The 18,428-nt window shown below is 48.4% G+C and carries 16 protein-coding genes; 4 read left to right on the top strand and 12 right to left on the bottom strand.

Annotated features, from left to right (window positions below; genetic code table 11):
* Positions 1-82: 82 nt before the first annotated feature.
* The 8 genes from BGM27_RS10660 to iolA form a co-directional block, all read right to left on the bottom strand.
* Entirely contained in the window at positions 83-952 is an 870-nt protein-coding gene (locus BGM27_RS10660) for a sugar phosphate isomerase/epimerase family protein (RefSeq protein ID WP_007407833.1), read from the bottom strand.
* 19 nt (positions 953-971) lie between these two features.
* On the bottom strand, positions 972-2,006 hold the full coding sequence (iolG, locus tag BGM27_RS10655) for a bifunctional inositol 2-dehydrogenase/D-chiro-inositol 1-dehydrogenase (RefSeq protein WP_015418570.1): 1,035 nt from the start codon (positions 2,004-2,006) through the stop codon (positions 972-974).
* A gap of 22 nt (positions 2,007-2,028) precedes the next feature.
* On the bottom strand, positions 2,029-3,324 hold the full coding sequence (locus BGM27_RS10650; protein WP_007407835.1) for an MFS transporter: 1,296 nt from the start codon (positions 3,322-3,324) through the stop codon (positions 2,029-2,031).
* 12 nt (positions 3,325-3,336) lie between these two features.
* Positions 3,337-4,233, bottom strand: coding sequence for a myo-inosose-2 dehydratase (gene iolE / locus BGM27_RS10645; RefSeq protein ID WP_007407836.1), 897 nt, complete (start codon positions 4,231-4,233; stop codon positions 3,337-3,339).
* A 15-nt stretch (positions 4,234-4,248) separates the two neighbouring features.
* Positions 4,249-6,162 (bottom strand): 3D-(3,5/4)-trihydroxycyclohexane-1,2-dione acylhydrolase (decyclizing), encoded by a 1,914-nt coding sequence (gene iolD / locus BGM27_RS10640; protein WP_020954379.1) that lies wholly within the window; start codon positions 6,160-6,162, stop codon positions 4,249-4,251.
* Positions 6,163-6,186: 24 nt separating this feature from the next.
* Complete coding sequence (gene iolC, locus BGM27_RS10635) at positions 6,187-7,179, bottom strand: 5-dehydro-2-deoxygluconokinase (RefSeq protein ID WP_007407838.1); 993 nt, start codon at positions 7,177-7,179, stop codon at positions 6,187-6,189.
* A 23-nt stretch (positions 7,180-7,202) separates the two neighbouring features.
* Positions 7,203-8,018 carry a 5-deoxy-glucuronate isomerase gene (iolB, locus tag BGM27_RS10630; RefSeq protein WP_012118847.1) on the bottom strand — a complete coding sequence of 272 codons (816 nt, stop codon included), beginning with the start codon at positions 8,016-8,018 and terminating at the stop codon, positions 7,203-7,205.
* A 73-nt stretch (positions 8,019-8,091) separates the two neighbouring features.
* Entirely contained in the window at positions 8,092-9,555 is a 1,464-nt protein-coding gene (gene iolA / locus BGM27_RS10625) for a methylmalonate-semialdehyde dehydrogenase (RefSeq protein ID WP_007407841.1), read from the bottom strand.
* Between the two features lie 444 nt (positions 9,556-9,999).
* Between iolA and BGM27_RS10620 the strand changes: the two genes are divergently transcribed.
* The 3 genes from BGM27_RS10620 to BGM27_RS10610 all read left to right on the top strand — a co-directional run bounded on the left by BGM27_RS10620 (position 10,000) and on the right by BGM27_RS10610 (position 13,276).
* Positions 10,000-10,755 (top strand): DeoR/GlpR family DNA-binding transcription regulator, encoded by a 756-nt coding sequence (locus tag BGM27_RS10620; protein WP_007407842.1) that lies wholly within the window; start codon positions 10,000-10,002, stop codon positions 10,753-10,755.
* 77 nt (positions 10,756-10,832) lie between these two features.
* Positions 10,833-11,765: an aldo/keto reductase gene (locus BGM27_RS10615; RefSeq protein ID WP_007407843.1), complete on the top strand. Its 933-nt coding sequence runs from the start codon at positions 10,833-10,835 to the stop codon at positions 11,763-11,765.
* A gap of 122 nt (positions 11,766-11,887) precedes the next feature.
* Entirely contained in the window at positions 11,888-13,276 is a 1,389-nt protein-coding gene (locus BGM27_RS10610; protein WP_007407844.1) for a sugar porter family MFS transporter, read from the top strand.
* Positions 13,277-13,318: 42 nt separating this feature from the next.
* Here BGM27_RS10610 and htpG read toward each other — a convergent pair whose 3' ends face one another.
* Entirely contained in the window at positions 13,319-15,199 is a 1,881-nt protein-coding gene (gene htpG / locus BGM27_RS10605) for a molecular chaperone HtpG (RefSeq protein WP_007407845.1), read from the bottom strand.
* Positions 15,200-15,312: 113 nt separating this feature from the next.
* Positions 15,313-15,609: a hypothetical protein gene (locus tag BGM27_RS20530; RefSeq protein ID WP_007407846.1), complete on the bottom strand. Its 297-nt coding sequence runs from the start codon at positions 15,607-15,609 to the stop codon at positions 15,313-15,315.
* A 128-nt stretch (positions 15,610-15,737) separates the two neighbouring features.
* Here BGM27_RS20530 and BGM27_RS10600 point away from each other — a divergent pair, with 128 nt between their 5' ends.
* Entirely contained in the window at positions 15,738-16,559 is an 822-nt protein-coding gene (locus BGM27_RS10600) for an SDR family oxidoreductase (protein WP_007407847.1), read from the top strand.
* Between the two features lie 56 nt (positions 16,560-16,615).
* Here BGM27_RS10600 and BGM27_RS10595 read toward each other — a convergent pair whose 3' ends face one another.
* Both BGM27_RS10595 and BGM27_RS10590 read right to left on the bottom strand, forming a co-directional pair.
* The gene (locus BGM27_RS10595) at positions 16,616-17,215 is read right to left on the bottom strand and encodes a response regulator transcription factor (protein WP_007407848.1); all 600 of its coding nucleotides are present in this window, start codon (positions 17,213-17,215) and stop codon (positions 16,616-16,618) included.
* Positions 17,212-18,348: a sensor histidine kinase gene (locus BGM27_RS10590; protein ID WP_007407849.1), complete on the bottom strand. Its 1,137-nt coding sequence runs from the start codon at positions 18,346-18,348 to the stop codon at positions 17,212-17,214. Before BGM27_RS10590 ends, BGM27_RS10595 begins: the two co-directional genes overlap by 4 nt.
* Positions 18,349-18,428 lie beyond the last annotated feature (80 nt).

Below are 18,428 nucleotides of genomic sequence, written 5' to 3'. Positions count from 1 at the left end.
CCTCTCCCATCCGCGTTTTCGATATGAAGGGAGTCCGGCTGGAGGGCTTTTTTGCCCCGCTCCGCCGAACTCCATACTCAGCTTATGCCATACCTAATTCTTCCTTTAATTTCTTAAGCGTGGTCCGGCTTGATTCATCCGCTCTTTCGCCGACCCAAGCAAAAACGGCGTTCGTCGCAATTCCGTCGAATTTCATCTCTCTCATCTTTCTGAAAATCGTTTCAAAATCAACCTCGCCTTGCCCGATGTCCAAATGCTGGTGAACCGTTACTTTCGCGTCAGGCGGGTTGACGATGTAGCGCAGGCCATGCGCCGCTTTATGATTAAAAGTATCTGCAAATAAAACATGTGTGAGGCGGTCGCCGGCTTCATCAAACATGGTCGCAATATCGCCTTTTCCGTCATCATAGAAGAACGTATGCGCAGTCGAGTAGACAAGATTGATCCAATCCTTGTCAAGCGCGCGGATCATATCCATCGCCCCTTTGTGCGTTTCGATAAAATCGTATGGATGAGCCTGCAGATTGAGTTTAACGCCTTCTTTTTCAAAGACGGGCAGCAGTTCATCCATGGATTTGATGAATTTTTCTTCACTTGTCAAAGGATCATATTTTGAACCGCTGAATTCACTGTTCATCAAATCCACTTCAAGTTCAACCGCAATTTCGATCGCCCGTTTCCAGTTGCGCACGGCGGCCTGACGACGGTCTTCATCAGGACCCGCCCAGTGGTAAAGCGGAAGAAGAGAAGACAGCTTCACACCTGTATCCTTTAAAAGGCGCTTCAATTGTTTGATTTTTGCTGAATCGACTTTCGGATATTTGTAGAAAGGACAAAAATCCTCGCGCGGAGACAGTTCGATATATTCGTATCCGAGTTCCGCCGTTTTATAGACCATTTCTTCTAACGTTAAATCATCGCGGTACATGGAGGGATCTAAGGCCAGTTTCATTTCTTTCACTCCCGATCTATTATTTGTTCACAGTCGTAAATGATTGGTAGAATGCCGGTTTCTCTTGCAGCGCCACAGGCTCTTTCTGTCCGGATTCCTGAGCTTTTACGCACGCGTCAGTTGTTACCGCGGCAATATAACCGTCCCATGCCGTCGGACCGCTGACTTCGCCTTTATTCCGGATCGAATCAATGAAGTCTTGAATTTCCACATCATACGCAGCCACAAATCGGCGCTGCCAATCCATCAGGATATCGGTGCTGAATTTCCCTTCTTTTCTCAAGCTGATGCTTGATGGTTCCGGAAGCTTGATAATGCCGTCTTCCCCGACGATTTCACATTGAATGTCATAGCCGTATTTACAGTTCACGTAGATTTCGGCATTGATGACGATGCCGCCTTTTGTTTCGATGATGACCATCTGCGGATCTTTCAGATGCGGCAGCGCATTTTTTGATTTCTTCGGATAGATCACCTGTACGGATTCATAGTCGTCATTGACGAGCCAGTGGAGGACATCAATTTCATGAACGAGCGTATCGACGACGGCCATGTCCGTTGAATAATTCGATGCGACTGTCGGGTTGCGGTGCGCACAGTGAATCATGAGCGGCTCGCCGACCACGCGGTTGTCAATCGCTTCTTTCAGCTGAACGTAACCGCTGTCATACCTGCGCATGAAACCTACCTGCACCAATCGTTTTCCCGTCTTCATTTCTTCCTCGACAATCCGCATACAGCCTTCTGCCGTTGTCGCAAGCGGCTTTTCACAAAACACGTGCTTGCCGTGCTGAATCGCTTTCAAAACGCTGGACTCGTGAGCCGGGCCCCAGCTTGTCACTAAGACGGCATCCACATTTTCAGCAGCGAGGAGGCTGTCGTCATCAGGATAAACGGAGGCGTTCAAATTGAAATCCTGAACGGTCTGCTGCGCGGCCTCCTGATTCACATCTGTGACAGCGGTAATTTCCGCTCCGGACAGCTTATTTGTGATGCGGTTGATGTGCTCTTTTCCGATAGCACCGGTTCCGATAACACCTATACGTAAATTCATTGATCGCCACTCCTTCTGATAATCAAATAATGGTTCTCGTCTTTCTTTTCCCGCTGCCGTCCTGAGGAGCACCGTACAGTTCCTCCTGTATTTGTTCAAGCGACTTGCCGGACGTATTCGGCGCGAAGACAAGCCCGATGATCATACTGGCCGTCACACATATGAGCAGAATACCGGCCATAAAACCGATGCCGAATTGTGACATGATGACCGGCACAAATAAACTCCAAATGCCGATTGAAATACGGACGAGAAAGAACATGAGCCCTTGTGCTGACGCTCTGTGTTCTGTCGGGAACAGCTCGCTTGCCCACAGCTGGTAGTTCGCCTGCTGGCCGGCTCCGTTATTGATGCCGATCGTTAAAACAAACAAAAGCAGCATCGGGAGTCCCTGAAACGGCAGTAAAAACAGCGACCAGCCGACAACGGCCATACATGCGCAGATTCCGAACACCGTTTTCCGATATTTATCTGCGAAAGGCATGAAGATACAGGCGACGCCGAGCCCGGTGAAGATAAACAGGGCCATCTGCAGAATGTTGGCCGTATTTGCGGATACGCCGCCGACCTGCTGGTAGATGTACGGCATGAAGAATCCCATGACGCCCGCTGCGAGATTCCATACGAGAAACACACCCATTAAAAACAAAATGTTCTTGAAAAATTTCGGCTGAAGCAGGTCAAAATAAGATGTTTTTTTCACGGCGGCAGGCCGATCTTCACTGTTTTTCCAGGCATCCGACTCAGGTAAACGCTTTCTTATCACATATGTGATCAGGGCGATCACCAATAGATGCGCAAAGACAATTTTATTTCCTAAAAGCCCGAGGTCACCGACCAAAACGGATAACAGCAGAACCACAACGGCTCCTGCGGCCCACGCCACCTGCGCCACTCCGCAATGCCTCGCCCGGTTTTTCTCAGGGGCGTTTTCCGCGATAATGGTCCATGAAGCCGTAATATCCGCGCCTACAGAAATCCCGATAATCATGTATCCGCATAACAGCATGGGAAAGTTAAATCCAAACAAAACCAAACAAATTCCTAAGGCGTAGACGAGCATACTGTTTGTGTATACAGCTTTTCGGCCGACCTTATCAGCCAAATACCCGCCGAGCAGCGCTCCGATGGCCGCTGATATCGCGTTTGCGCTGAAGGCGCCGAGCAATCCGATCTGGCTGTCGGACAGCTTCAAGTAGCTGACCCACATAGATAAACCCGCTGATCCTGCCACAATGGAACCCGCATCAATGTAATTTGCTAATGCTGCGGCGATGGTCCTTTTGCTGAAAGCTGATTCCGCCTTGGCACTATTCATATAAGTCCCCCTCTAATTTGCAGGATCAAGCAATTCACTGTCGATATACTTTCTCGCAATCAGCGCGTACTCAAGCGGATTGGCGACTGCCGGGTCTTGTTCGGCTTCGATGACGATCCAGCCTGAATAATCATGACGGACGAGCGTTCGGTATACTTCGGTAAAATCGATGCATCCGTCTCCGGGAACCGTAAAAATGCCCTGTAAAAACGACTGCCTGAATGACTTGCCTTCCTGTCTGCACCGCTCCATAATGTCAAACCGGGCGTCCTTGAAATGAACGTGTCTGATCCGATCCATATACTTGTTGAGAATCGTCATATAGTCTCCGTCCGAGATATAGGCATGGCCGGTATCATAAAGTAAATGGACATACCGCGGGTCCGTTCCATCCATCAGCCGGTCAACTTCTTCCGCCGTCTGGACGCCTGTGCCGAGATGATGATGAAACGTGAGGTCCAGCCCGTATTCGCCAGCGATTTTCCCGAGACGGTTCAAGCCTTGGCACAGCGTATCCCATTCTTCATCTGAGAAGTGCGGTTTTTCCTTAAATACATCAATGTCCAAGCCCTGAACGCTGTACGTCTGTTCAGAAACGATGGCGACATCCGCTCCGACTTTCTGCAAATAATCACAGTGTTCTGTAAATTGTTCAGCCGTTTTTTCAATACCGTCTTGTATGATAAAGCTGCTGAACCATTTCCCCGCAATCCGCAAGTTCCGGAGAGCCAGCTCTTTATTGAGGACGGAGGGTTCAGGGAAAAACCCTCCCACTTCCGTACCTTGAAAGCCGGCGACAACAATATCGCTTAACAAATGCTGCAGCGTATTCCCGGCTCCGATTTCCGGCATATCGTCATTGCGCCACCCAATGGGAGCGATGCCCCACAGAATATCTTGTTTGCCCATCGTGATGCCTCCCCTCTAGTACTGCTTCGCAGACTTCAGCTTCGTCTCTTTCGCTTCGTATGCCCGCTGAACGCTTTCCTGCTCCGACACTTCCGCCACGCCGACATGCCACCAGCTGTCATAGCCGTCCGTCATCGTTTTCGGCAGAACCTTCATTTCAATTAAAGTGGATACGTCTTGCATTTTCGCATCTTCAAGCGCCGCTTTCAGTTCTTCAACCGTATTGGCTCTGTATGTTTTAGCGCCGTAACCCTCTGCCACCTTCGCGTAATCAACGTTTAAAATCTGATTGTCCTCTGTGCGGAACTCGCAGAAATAACTGCCGCTCCCGTGATCCATCTGCAGGTTGTTAATACAGCCGAATCCCGAGTTGTCAAAAAGCAGGACATTGATTTTTTTGTTATATTGAAGCGCGGTAATCAGCTCTGAGTGCAGCATCAGAAAGCTTCCGTCGCCGACGAGTGAATAGACTTCTTTGTCGGGATGGGCCAGCTTGAGGCCGAGCGTGCCTGATACTTCATACCCCATGCAGGAATAGCCGTACTCGAGGTGGTACGTATTCGGGACATTGGAATGCCACAGCCGCTGCAGATCCCCCGGAAGAGATCCCGCCGAACTGATGACGACGCTGTCTTCAGGAATCGTGTCATTGATGGTCAACAGCGCCGTTGTCTGCGGCAGCTCAGTCTCGAGCGCGTCGGCATACTCGTTTAACACGTCCTGTGAGAAATGGTTTTTTATTTCCGGTTTGAACGCGTCACGTGTAAAAGTGACCTTTCCGAGCCGGTCCCGTTCAGCAAGCCATTCATCTTTCCAGTCTTTAATCGCCGTGCCGAATGCACTTTTATATCCGTCTAATAAGCCGTGCAGCCTGCCGAGCGTCACTTTCGCATCGGCTACGACCTGAAACGCGTCAAGCTTGTAAGCCTGCATGCGGCTGACGTTGATATTCAAAAATTTTGCTTTGTCAAAATCAAACGCCGTTTTCGAGGATGTCGCAAAGTCCGTGTACCGTGTGCCGACACCGATGATCAGATCAGCCTGACGGGCGGCTTTGTTTGCGGCGAGGGTGCCCGTGATGCCCATGCCGCCCAGATTGTTGGCAAAATCGGCTTCAACCGTTGACTTGCCGGCCTGCGTTTCGACAAGCGGAATGCCGTATGTTTCAGAAAGCGCGATTAATTCCTCACGCGCGCCGGAGTACTTTGCGCCTCCGCCCACTAAAATGACGGGACGGCTGCTCTCCTTAATTCTCTCCGCGGCGCCTTTCAGTTCACGCTCGCTCGGCTGCATCCGGTCAATGTAATGAACGCGTTTTTCAAAGAAGCTTTCATCAAAATCAAATGCTTCTCCCTCTACATCCTGAGAAATGCAGATGGTCGCCGGACCCGCTTTTGCCGGATCTGTCATCACTTCAAACGCCCGGATTAAGCTGCTCATCAGCTGCTCGGGGCGGGTGATGCGGTCCCAATAGCGGGACACGGGCTTTAACGCATCGTTTGTTGTGACGGCGGCACTGTATTCCTGCTCCACCTGCTGAAGCACCGGGTCAGGCTGCCTCGTCGCAAAGGTATCGGCCGGAAGCAGCAGCACCGGGATATGATTGGCCAGCGCCGTACCCGCGGCAGCCGTCAAGTTAGCGGCACCCGGACCGACCGATGTCGATACCGCGTAAATTTTTCTTCTCAGCATCTGCTTGCTGTATGCCATCGCGGCATGCGCCATGCCTTGTTCGTTTTTGCCTTGATAGACTTTCAGGTGCCCGGCGTCCTGCTCAAGCGCCTGCCCGATCCCCAACACATTTCCGTGGCCGAAAATCGTGAAGATGCCCTCAACGAACGGCTCTTCTTTTCCGTCAACATGAATGTACTGCCGGTTCAAGAATTGAATCAGCGCTTGTGCTGTCGTTAAGCGAATTGTCTTACCCACAAACGATCCCACCTTTTATACGTTCTATTTACCGTTAAGACTGTGCTGCGCTTCAATCAGTTCGATGATTTCACCGGCAGCCGGCATTGCTTCTGAGGAGCTGTGTTTGCTGACGACGATGGAAGCGGAAGCGCTCCCGTATTTTAAAGCCGTTTCAATATCCCGGCCGCTGACAAGTCCGTAGATGAAGGCTGACGCATAGGAATCACCCGCTCCGAAGGTCTTCAGCACCTTTGTTTTATAGGCATGCGCCCGGAAAACTTCTCCCGATCTGCTGTATGCGTATGATCCGTCAACGCCGTGCTTAATGACGACAAGATCGGCGGAATGCGCAAACAAATGGCGGACGGTTTCATCGTTATTTCCGCCGCTGCGGTTTTCCATTACGTCAAATTCGTCACGCGTACCGATGACGATATCGGATTGTTCCGCCACCAGCGTGTAGTACACGGCTGTTTCTTCTGCCGATTGCCATGTATACGGACGGTAGTCGAGCTCAAACACGACTTTTACGTCATGTTTTTTTGCGATATGCACCGCTTTTAAGACGGCTTCGCGCGACGGGCTTTTCGCAAGCGCCGTACCTGATACGAGCAGCATTTTCGCGTTTGCGATGTAGCCTTCATTGACTTCGGACGGCTCAAGATACAAATCCGCCACGTCATCCCGGTACATCAGAATGCTGCACTCTTCGGGACTGAGAATTTCGGTAAAAGCGAGCCCGGCTTTGCGTCCTTCTCTGTCAACGGTCATTTGTGACGTATCAACGCCCTTTCCCTGCATATAAGAAACGATGAATCTGCCGTGCTGATCGTCCGGGATTTTGCCGATAAAACCGGCTTTTAATCCGAGCTTGGCGCTGCCGATCGCAATATTTGCCGGGGAACCGCCGACATATTTAGAAAACGTCATCGTTTCTTCCATCGGCCGGTTGTATTCCGCCGCGTTCAAATCAATACACGCGCGTCCGATCGCGACAATATCAAACTCTTTTTCTTCATTAAACGTATATTTCATCGTTGTCTGCCACTCCTCACTTGTTAGCGTTCCAGGATCCATTCATGGGCCGGATCATTATGAAACTTCCATTTTCGTGTCGGTCCCGCCATTACATTCAGGTAGTAAGAGGTATACCCGTCCGGAACACCAACCGGGTGATAGCCCGCCGGTACGATGACAACGTTTTCATTTTCTGCGGTCATCGTCTCGTCAATCGAGCGGTCGTCCGTGTACACACGCTGGAAGACAAACCCCTGCGGCGGGTCCGTTTCATGGTAATAGGTTTCTTCTAAAAAGGATTCAGCCGGCAGATTGTCTTGGTCATGTTTATGAGGCGGGTAGCTCGACCAGTTGCCGCTGTCCGTGTAAACTTCAACAACGAGAAGGCTGTTTGCCGATGGATCTGAATCGGGGAGAATATTATGAACGGTTCGTTTGTTTGCCAGCTTGCCGCGATGTTCCACACCGTTGTCTTCCGCTTTAATCAGCTTTGTCGGAAGCTGGTGTTCGGACGGAGAATAGCACAGCGCGACCCTCGCCCCGCTGACCGCTGTGATTTCAAAAGAGCGGTCATTGGACACATAAACGCTGTCCGTCGGTTTTCTTTCAAATACGCTTTCACGGGTGCCGATGCTTTCAAATGTCTGATCATAATCAGTGACGGTGATTTTTCCCGTTACCGCAACGATGCAGCACTCCGTCTTTTTCAAATCCTCTGTATATGCGGAACCGGGAGTGAGGTCAACGACTTTAAATCCGACGTATTTGAGGTCTGAATTGGCTGAAGTGACGTCATGTATGATGTTCACGCCTTGAGAAATCTCATCGGCCTGCGGTTTGCGCAGCAAATGACTCATGTTTATTCCTCCTTAATGGATGGTAAAAGAAAACCCGGACGGAATCACAAAGCCGTCCGGGCCGGCTGTCAGATCAATTGAAGTCAGGAGACGGGTATCGTGCCGTCACGACTTTTTTACGTGTATAGAAGTCGACGCTGTCTTTTCCGTTTGCGTGCAATGTGCCGAAGAAAGAAGACTTCCAGCCAGAGAACGGGAAGAATGCCATCGGCGCCGGGACGCCAAGGTTGATGCCGAGCATTCCCGCGTCAATATTCTCACGGAAGTAGCGGATCGCGTTCGCATTTGAAGTGAACAGACACGCGCCGTTCGCAAATTCAGACTGGTTGGCGATGTCCACCGCTTCTTTTAAGTTTTTCACGCGGATGACCGACAGAACGGGCGCAAAGATTTCATCTTTCCAGATCGTCATATCCGTCGTCACGTTGTCAAAAATCGTCGGTCCGACGAAATAGCCGTCTTCCGTTGCGTTTTCACGCCCGTCACAAAGAAGTCTCGCTCCTTCTTCGATGCCTTTTTCAATATAGCTGTGCGTGCGTTTTTTGTTGTCCTCGCGGATGACCGGGCCTAAGAACACGCCGTCATCCAGTCCGTTTCCGATCTTGATGTCCGCTGCTTTTTCCTGTAATTTCGAAATAAACTCATCGGCGATTCCTTCTTCAACCGTCACAACCGCGCATGCCATGCAGCGCTCTCCTGCCGAACCGAATGCCGCGCCGATAATGTTTGCGACCGTATCTTCAAGGTGGGCGTCATTCAGCACGATCGTATGGTTTTTCGCGCCCGTTAACGCCTGCACGCGTTTCAAATGTTCGCTGCCTTTTTTGAAAACATACTCGCCGACAGGTTTTGAACCGACGAATGAGATGGCTTTAATATCCGGATGTTCAAGAACGCCGTTTACGACGTCATGCGCGCCGTGCACGACATTGAAGACGCCCTTCGGCAGACCGGCCTGTTCAAACAGCTCTGCCAGTTTTTCCGTTAACAGCGGCGTGCGCTCAGACGGCTTCAGAATGAACGTATTTCCTAACGAAATTGCCATCGGGAACATCCAGCACGGGACCATCATCGGGAAGTTGAACGGTGCGATACCGCCGACCACCCCGATCGGATAGCGGTAGTTCGCCGCCTCTACATCCGTCGCGATGGAGGCGAGTGAATCGCCCATCATGAGTGACGGCGCGCCCGCTGCGAATTCGACGTTTTCAATTCCGCGTCCCACTTCACCGAGTGCCTCCGTCGTGTTTTTACCGTTTTCCAAAGTAATCAGACGGGCAAGCTCTTCTTTGTTCTGCTGGAGAAGCTGCTGATAGTTAAATAGAATTCTCGCACGGCGCGGCACTGCCGTCTTTGACCATGTTTGAAACGCCTCTGACGCTGAGCGGGCGGCGTATTCCACATCCTCCCGCGTAGAAATCGGAACCTGGCACATCACTTCTTTTGTAGCCGGATTGACAACGCTTTCATATTGATCTGTCTTACTTTCAACCCATTCACCATTGATGTAGTTTTTCAGTTTTCTGATCTCTGCCATTCTCATTGCCTCCTTAAATAGTAAACATCCTGTTCAGCTGGATAATAACGGATGAATATATTCATCTTTTACATATAAAAGACATGAATTAAACGCTTACAAATGCTAAAATGATGGTGACTCCCAATCTTTCCATGTAAAAGTTGGTCATATACCGGAAAAAGCAAACGGTTACATCTTTCAATTTTGATTTTACAGGTTATATTTTGGTCATTTCTTGGTTGCATTGTAATCCCAACACACCTTCAAGTCAATCTAAAAAATCAAAATTTTTTCATTATTTTTACCATACTTTTTTTGAGCGGGAAAACAGGAACTTGGAGAACCGTGTCGAATCGTACGGTGTGAACCCTCTTTTTTATCATTTGTTAAGTAACTATTGATTAACTCTTGGTGTTTATTATATATTTTAATTACTTTAAGAATTCTAGAAGGAGTTTTTTTATGAAACTGATGCGGATTCAGGAGATGGAAGATTACATTCTCAAACACGGAGCCACTTCGCTGGATGAGCTGTGCGAGGTATTCAACGTCTCTAAAAACACGGTCAGACGCGATATTAATAAGCTTGCGGAAAAAGGGGTTATCAAAAAGGTGTACGGCGGCGTGACATCAGCCGAAAAATCTGTGCTCGTCCCTTTTGAGAACCGCACCATTCAACATCAGGATGAAAAAATCAAAATCGCCCGCTATGCGTCACGGTTTATCGAGGATCACGATCTTGTATTTATTGATTCCGGCACGACGACCAAATCGATGCTGGAGACGCTTGATCCCGATAAGAATGTAACGGTTTTGACGAACAGCCTTGATATTATTAACGCTGCTTCATCCATGAAAAATATCGACCTGATCATCATCGGCAATAATTACAAGCGGAAGACAAGGTCGTTTGTCGGCATTGATGATCCGAGCACACTCAATAAATACAACATTAACAAGGCGTTCATGTCCGCTACCGGGACAACGATCACCCACGGCCTGACGAATTCCGACTTACTGGAATACGAGGTGAAAAAGAGAATTTCCGAAAAGGCGAACGAAGTGTATCTGCTCGCGGATCATTCCAAATTCGGCAAATCCACGCTTTTGACATACGCGCCTTTTGACCGGCTTCACAGCATTGTCACTTCTCAGCAGCTCGATGAGGAATATACGAAGTATTGCCAAGAGCATCAAATCGACATTCACTTGGCATAGCGTTATAGTTAATAGAGAACGCTGCCGTATTTTTCCGGCAGCCGCTATGATATCCAATTTTTTCAGGGGGCGAAAACATGAGCAAAGTAACAATCGGCAAAACTGACCTAAAGGTATTTCCGATCGGTTTGGGAACAAATGCGGTCGGCGGACACAATCTCTATCCGAATCTGAATGAAGAAACGGGAAAAGAATTGGTCCGGGAAGCGATTAAAAGCGGCGTTACCATGTTAGATACCGCCTATATTTACGGTGTGGGCCGTTCTGAAGAATTAATCGGCGAGGTGCTGAAAGAATGCAACCGCGAAGATGTCTTCATCGCCACAAAAGCCGCTCACAGAAAAGAAGGCGATGACTTTGTTTTCGACAATTCACCGGCCTTTTTGAAACAATCGGTCGAAGACAGCCTGAAACGCCTGCAGACTGATTACATCGATTTATTCTACATCCATTTCCCGGATGAGCACACGCCGAAGGACGAAGCCGTTCAAGCGTTGAATGAGCTGAAAAAAGAAGGAAAAATCCGTTCCATCGGCGTATCCAATTTCTCTTTGGAACAGCTGAAAGAAGCCAATAAAGACGGCTTAGTCGACGTGATTCAAGGAGAATACAACCTGCTGAACCGTGAGGCGGAAAAGACTTTCTTCCCTTATACGACAGAACACGGCATCTCATTCATTCCGTACTTCCCGCTCGTATCCGGACTGCTGGCCGGCAAATACGACGAGAACACCACCTTCCCTGAAGGCGACCTGCGCAATGACCAGGCGCATTTCCAAGGGGAGCAGTTTAAAGAAAACATCAAAAAAGTCAACCAGCTCAAACCGATTGCCGAAAAGCACAATGCCGATACGGCGCATATCGTGCTTGCCTGGTACTTGGCGAGACCTGAAATCGATATCCTGATTCCGGGCGCCAAACGCGCGGATCAATTAAAAGACAACATGAAAGCAGCCTCCATTACGCTATCTGCTGAAGAAATCGCGTTTATCGACAAGCTGTTTTCCTAAGAAAAAAAAACACGCCTTTTAAAAGGGGCGTGTTTTTTTTATGTTTATATTTTTCTCTTCGGGGAATGAAATAGTTATCTAAATAAACTATTATGCGTTCCAAAAGATGAGGAGGATCATCTGTGAAGAAAAACACCAAAAAATACCTGATTTACTTTTTCGGAGCATTAGGCGGGCTGCTTTACGGCTATGACACCGGTGTGATTTCAGGGGCTTTGTTATTTATTAACAATGATATTCCTTTAAACACGCTGACCGAGGGATTGGTCGTCAGCATGCTGCTGCTCGGTGCGATTTTCGGGTCCGCATTAAGCGGGACATGCTCTGACCGATGGGGCCGGAGAAAAGTGGTTTTCGTCCTTTCACTCATTTTTATTATCGGCGCGCTTGCCTGTGCGGCTTCGCAAACCGTCACCATGCTGATTATCTCCCGTGTCATTCTCGGGTTAGCCGTCGGGGGCTCAACGGCGCTGGTTCCCGTTTATCTATCTGAGATGGCGCCGACAAAAATACGCGGAACGCTCGGCACATTGAATAACTTAATGATTGTAACCGGAATTTTACTCGCATATATTGTGAATTACATATTCACCCCATTTGAAGCTTGGCGCTGGATGGTCGGTCTCGCCGCAGTACCGGCGGCGCTTTTATTAATCGGAATCGCGTTTATGCCGGAATCTCCGAGATGGCTCGTCAAACGCGGCCGTGAGCAGGAAGCCAGACAAGTCATGGAAATGACCCACGACAAAGAGGATATCGCCGTTGAATTGGCGGAAATGAAACAAGGAGAAGCCGAGAAAAAAGAATCTACGCTCGGCTTGCTGAAAGCCAAATGGATCCGCCCTATGCTGCTGATCGGGATCGGCCTCGCCATCTTCCAGCAGGCGGTCGGTATCAACACGGTGATTTACTATGCGCCGACCATCTTTACAAAGGCCGGACTCGGCACTTCGGCGTCCGTTCTCGGCACGATGGGCATCGGTGTCTTAAACGTCATCATGTGTATCACCGCCATGATCTTAATTGACCGGATCGGCCGGAAAAAACTGCTGATGTGGGGAAGTGTCGGCATTACCTTGAGCCTGGCGTCACTATCAGCCATTCTCCTTCTGGCCGGCCTGTCAGCTTCAACAGCATGGCTGACCGTGCTGTTTCTCGGCATCTATATCGTCTTCTACCAGGCGACATGGGGTCCCGTCGTATGGGTTCTGATGCCGGAGCTGTTCCCGTCAAACGCACGCGGAGCCGCAACCGGATTTACGACATTGATTCTGTCGGCAACCAACCTGATCGTTTCACTGGTATTCCCGCTTATGCTGAGCGCCATGGGCATCGGCTGGGTATTCGGAATATTCTCAGTCATTTGCCTCTCATCCTTCTTCTTCGCCGCTTACATCGTTCCTGAAACGAAGGGCAGAAGTTTAGAAGAAATCGAAACGCACTTGAAAAAACGGTTCTCCTTAAAGAAGCGCAGCAAACAAAATCAAATTCTTAAACAGCGCACACTGTAATAAAAAAAGGAATCGCCCCCGCTGGGCGATTCCTTTTTAGCGTCATACCATAACTTTGCAAATGTCATTCGTAAATTCGACCGGATCATGGATCGGCAGCCCTTCAATCAGAAGCGCCTGATTGTAGAGAAGATTTGTGTATAATGCCAGCTTTTCCCGATCTTGTCCGTGCGCGTTCTTTAACGTCTCAAACACTTCGTGATTCGGGTTGATTTCCAGCACTTTTTCCGCTTTGACCTGCTGGCTGTCAGGCATGGCGTTTAATACTTTTTCCATTTCGATCGTCACTTCGCCGTCTGTCGCAAAGCATACCGGATGGGATTTTAAACGTTTCGACGCTCTGACGTTCTTTACTTTATCCGCAAGAATCTCTTTCATGCTTTCGAACAGGTCTTTATATTCGTTCTCTTCGGCTTCAGTCTGCTTTTCATCCTCATCACTGTCGATGCCTAAGTCTGCGCTTGATACGGATTTGAACTCTTTTTCCTCATAGCTTGTCAGCATTTTGATCGCGAATTCATCGATATCTTCCGTGAAATATAAAATTTCGTAGCCTTTGTCCGCCACCATTTCAGTTTGCGGCAGCTTTTCAATCCGCTCATATGAATCGCCGGACGCGTAATAGATATATTTTTGATCCTCAGGCATTCTGGACACATATTCGTCCAGAGTGACGAGCTTTTTCTCCTTAGATGAATAGAAGAGAAGCAGATCTTTTAATACGTCTTTATTCGCGCCGAAATCATTATAGACGCCGAATTTCAGCTGTCTGCCGAAAGATTCATAGAAAGATTCGTATTTTTCTCTTTTGTTCTTCAGCAGGCTCTTCAGCTCGGCTTTGATTTTTTTATTGATGTTTTTCGCAATCAGCTTCAGCTGGCGGTCGTGCTGCAGCATCTCTCTGGAAATGTTCAGCGACAGATCCTCAGAATCCACCATGCCTTTTACAAAGCTGAAATGGTCCGGAAGCAGGTCGGCGCATTTGTTCATGATCAGCACGCCGTTGGAATACAGCTCCAATCCTTTTTCGAATTCCTTCGTATAATAGTCAAACGGCATGTTTTCCGGAATAAACAAAATCGAATTGTAGCGCACCGCTCCATCGACGCTGATATGCACATGGGTCAGCGGTTTATCAAAGCCGTAATGCTTCTCGGCGTAAAAAGCCTCGTAATCCTCATCTGTCAGCTCGCTTTTGTTTTTTCTCCAGATCGGCACCATGCTGTTGACCGTCTGTTCTTCCTGAACTTCTTCAAATTCGTTCTCGCTGCCCTCTTTCGGCTTGTTGACCGTCTCTTCCATTTTGATCGGGTAGCGGATAAAATCAGAGTACTTTTTCACGATCGCTTTGATGCGGTAGTTTTCTAAAAACTCATCATAGCTTTCATCTTCCGTGTTTTCTTTTATTTGTAGGGTGATTTCCGTACCGACGGTTTCCTTGTCACACGGCGCGATCGTGTAGCCGGCGGCCCCTTCCGACTCCCATACATACGCCTCGTCACTGCCGAGCGCCTTACTTTTCACCGTGACTTTATCAGCCACCATAAACGCCGCATAAAATCCGACGCCGAACTGGCCGATAATGTCATGGCCGTCTTTCGAGTCATTTTCTTGCTTGAAAGCGAGTGAACCGCTTTTCGCAATTGTGCCGAGATGCTGTTCAAGCTCGTCTTTTGTCATCCCGATACCGGTGTCTGTGACGGTGAGCGTTCTCGCTTCTTTGTCCGCCGTCACTTTTATGTAGTAATTGTCTTGATCAAACGTTAATGAATCATCGGTTAACGCCTTGTAATAGATTTTGTCAATCGCATCGCTCGCGTTGGAAATTAACTCGCGGAGAAAAATTTCCTTCTGCGTGTAAATGGAGTTAATCATCATGTCCAGCAATCGCTTGGATTCTGCTTTAAACTTTTTTTTCCGCACTTCAGATCTCTCCTTTAATTATGCTTTGATGTTATGTAAAATCTTTTCAGCATCTATTTATCATATACAGTGACAATTGTCAACTAGGATTAGCAGATGCATATATTGTAAATTTAACATGTTAATGGATTCATTTCACCCATTTTATCAATAAAAAAGAGAGAATGTCTCCTCTCTGCTTCTTTCCGGCGGCCGAATTCCTTCTTCATCCATATGTATGACGGGTAGAAAAACAAACTAAATAAGATAAGAGATCCCAAGTTTCGCAAAGACTCATGCAGAACATTTCTTACAGTGAGAGGAAATGTGATGTCCTGAAATAGAATAGAGATAACGGTGTAAATCACAAATCCCATAGGAACAATGGCATAACAATAAAACGCTATCTCCTTCTTATGCTGTATCTCCAAAATATGTAAACCTCCCAATGATGTATATACATAATATTAACATATTTAATAGGTATTTAGAAACAGACCTCCGTATGTTTATCCCCCTATTCAGCGGGAACAGATATAAAAAAAGGAGGAATCGCAATATGGGAAGATTAACAGACAAAACCGCAATCATCACAGGGGCCGCGACAGGCATCGGACAAGCGACGGCACGGGTTTTCGCCGATGAAGGCGCCCGCGTGATCTGCGGTGACATCAATGAAAGCGAACTGAATGAAACCGTCAGCGCTATCAGAAAAAACGGCGGAGAAGCAGAAGCCTTTCACCTTGATGTATCAGACGAAGAAAACGTAAAGTCTTTTGCGGATGGCATTCAGCAAAAGTACGGAACAATTGATATTCTGTTTAACAATGCTGGTGTTGACCAAGAGGGCGGAAAAGTCCATGAATACCCGGTCGACCTGTTTGACCGGATCATCGCCGTCGATCTGCGCGGCACATTTCTTTGCAGCAAATACCTGATTCCGCTCATGCTCGAAAAAGGAGGCTCCATCATCAACACCTCCTCCATGTCCGGCCGGGCCGCAGACCTTGACCGCTCAGGCTATAACGCCGCAAAAGGCGGAATCACGAACCTGACGAGAGCGATGGCCATTGATTACGCCAGAAGCGGAATCCGCGTCAATTCCTTATCGCCGGGGACGATTGAAACGCCGCTCATTGATAAATTGGCAGGCACGACAGAAGACGAAATGGGCGAAGCGTTCCGTGAAGCCAACAAATGGATCACGCCGCTCGGCCGGCTCGGAAAACCGGAAGAAATGGCAGCCGTCGCGCTCTTCCTCGCTTCAGACGACAGTTCTTACGTCACGGGAGAAGACATCACCGCAGACGGCGGCATCATGGCATACACTTGGCCGGGAAAAATGCTGATTGATAAGAAGTGGAAGGAAGAGACGGAGTGACGGCGAAAAAGAAACAAGCCAGTGCAAAAACACTGGCTGAACAAGCTGAGGGCGGGTTACTTAAACCAGCCCTTTTCCTTTGATCGGGTAATGGCTTCAATTCGATTTTTCACTTCTAATTTATCCAGGATCATCGAAACGTAATTGCGGACTGTGCCGCTTTTGATGCTGAGGGCGTTTGCGATTTCTTTCGTGTTTTTCCCGTCTGCGACAAGCTCGAGCACCTCTTTTTCCCGTTCGGTCAGCGGGTTTTCTTCACTATAGATGTCCTCCATTAATTCAGGTGCGTAGACGCGTCTTCCTTTCATGACGCTGCGGATGGCGCTGACGAGCTCATCGCTCGGGCTGTCCTTGAGCATGTACCCGCTGACGCCTGCTTTTAGCGCCCGCTGAAAATAGCCGGAGCGGGCAAAGGTCGTCAAAATGATGATTTTCACACCGCTGTCCTTGAGTTCTTCTGCCGCTTCAAGACCTGATTTCCCGGGCATTTCGATATCCATCAGACAGATGTCGGGCGCATGTTTTTCCACGAAATCGATGGCATCCTGGCCGCTTGTGCCTTTACCGACAACCGTCATATCCTCTTCTAAATTCAACAGCGAACCGAGTGCGCCGAGCAGCATTTGCTGATCCTCGGCAATGAAGATGTTGATCATCTGCTACCATCCTTTTCTTTTGATTTTGAATCATTCGGGATTCTCATGGTCAGCTTTGTTCCGGCGGCTGTATCGATGGCTAAACTGCCGTTTGCGAATTCAAGACGTTCCCTCATTCCAAGCAGGCCGTGCCCCTTTGAAAAAAAGCGGTCTTCTTTGCATTGAAAGCTGCCGTCATCTTCTACCGTAATGACAACCTCTTTCCAAAGCTGCTGAATGGTGATGCGGCATACTTTGGCGCCGCTGTGTTTCACGACATTGGTGACGGCTTCTTTAATGCACATGCTGACGATGTTTTCGTTCAGCAAAGAGATATGTTTGGGCGCTTCTTTTTCTTCATACACAAAATCAATTCCTGCCGCTTCAAGAATTTGCCGAACATTGCCGAGCTCATCCTTCAATCGGATGCCTTTCATCGACGAGACAATTTGTCTGACCTCATTTAAGGAGGTGCGGGCCGTCTGCTGCACGCTTTTCAGCTCAGTGCGGGCCTGTTCAGGGTCCTTGTATATCAGCTTTCGGGCGAGGTCGCTTTTCAATCCGATTAAGGAGAGCTTTTGTCCAAGTGTATCGTGAAGGTCCCGGGCAATGCGCTGCCTTTCTTCCAGCTTCACAAGATCGGCGATTCGCTCATTTGCATATTCTAATTTCTCCTCAAGGCGCTCCCGTGCCTTTCTGCTTCGAATGCTGAGCGGGAGCAGGATGGCACTGATCAGAGTGATGACGATAAACGGAATTTGTGTCAAAAACCACCCTTTTTTCAGAACAAGGCTGAAGTTGACGGCAACCGCCGCACTGATGATATGAATGTAATATAAGATGTAAAAAGGAACTTTGTCTCGGATATGGCCGATGAAGTAGGCGATAAAGAAGGCGAAGTAAATATAGCTGAACAGCATAACTGAGCCGGTCGAAATGCCGATCAGAAGAAGCGCCCATAAGTAAAGCGGCCAGCCTTTTGCAACAAATGCGAAGCGGTATGCGCCAAAGAAAACAAGTGTGAAAATGATGCCGGCCACGATGACAAAGGTAGAAGAGCTTTTAAAAATAAAATAAAAAGGCAAGATGAAAAAAATCATCCATATATAAGGAGAAATCCCGTTCAGTTTTTGAAATTTAAAATATTTCTTCATCCTTATTCCACCTTCTGCTGCTTGTGTCTACCATCACTTTATCAAAACACCGCCTTCATTGCATCCTCACGCATGAAGAG

This window comes from Bacillus sp. FJAT-27001, assembly GCF_019039175.1.
GTDB classification, from domain to species: Bacteria; Bacillota; Bacilli; order Bacillales; family Bacillaceae; genus Bacillus; species Bacillus velezensis.
This window is presented reverse-complemented; position numbering and strand designations above follow the sequence as displayed.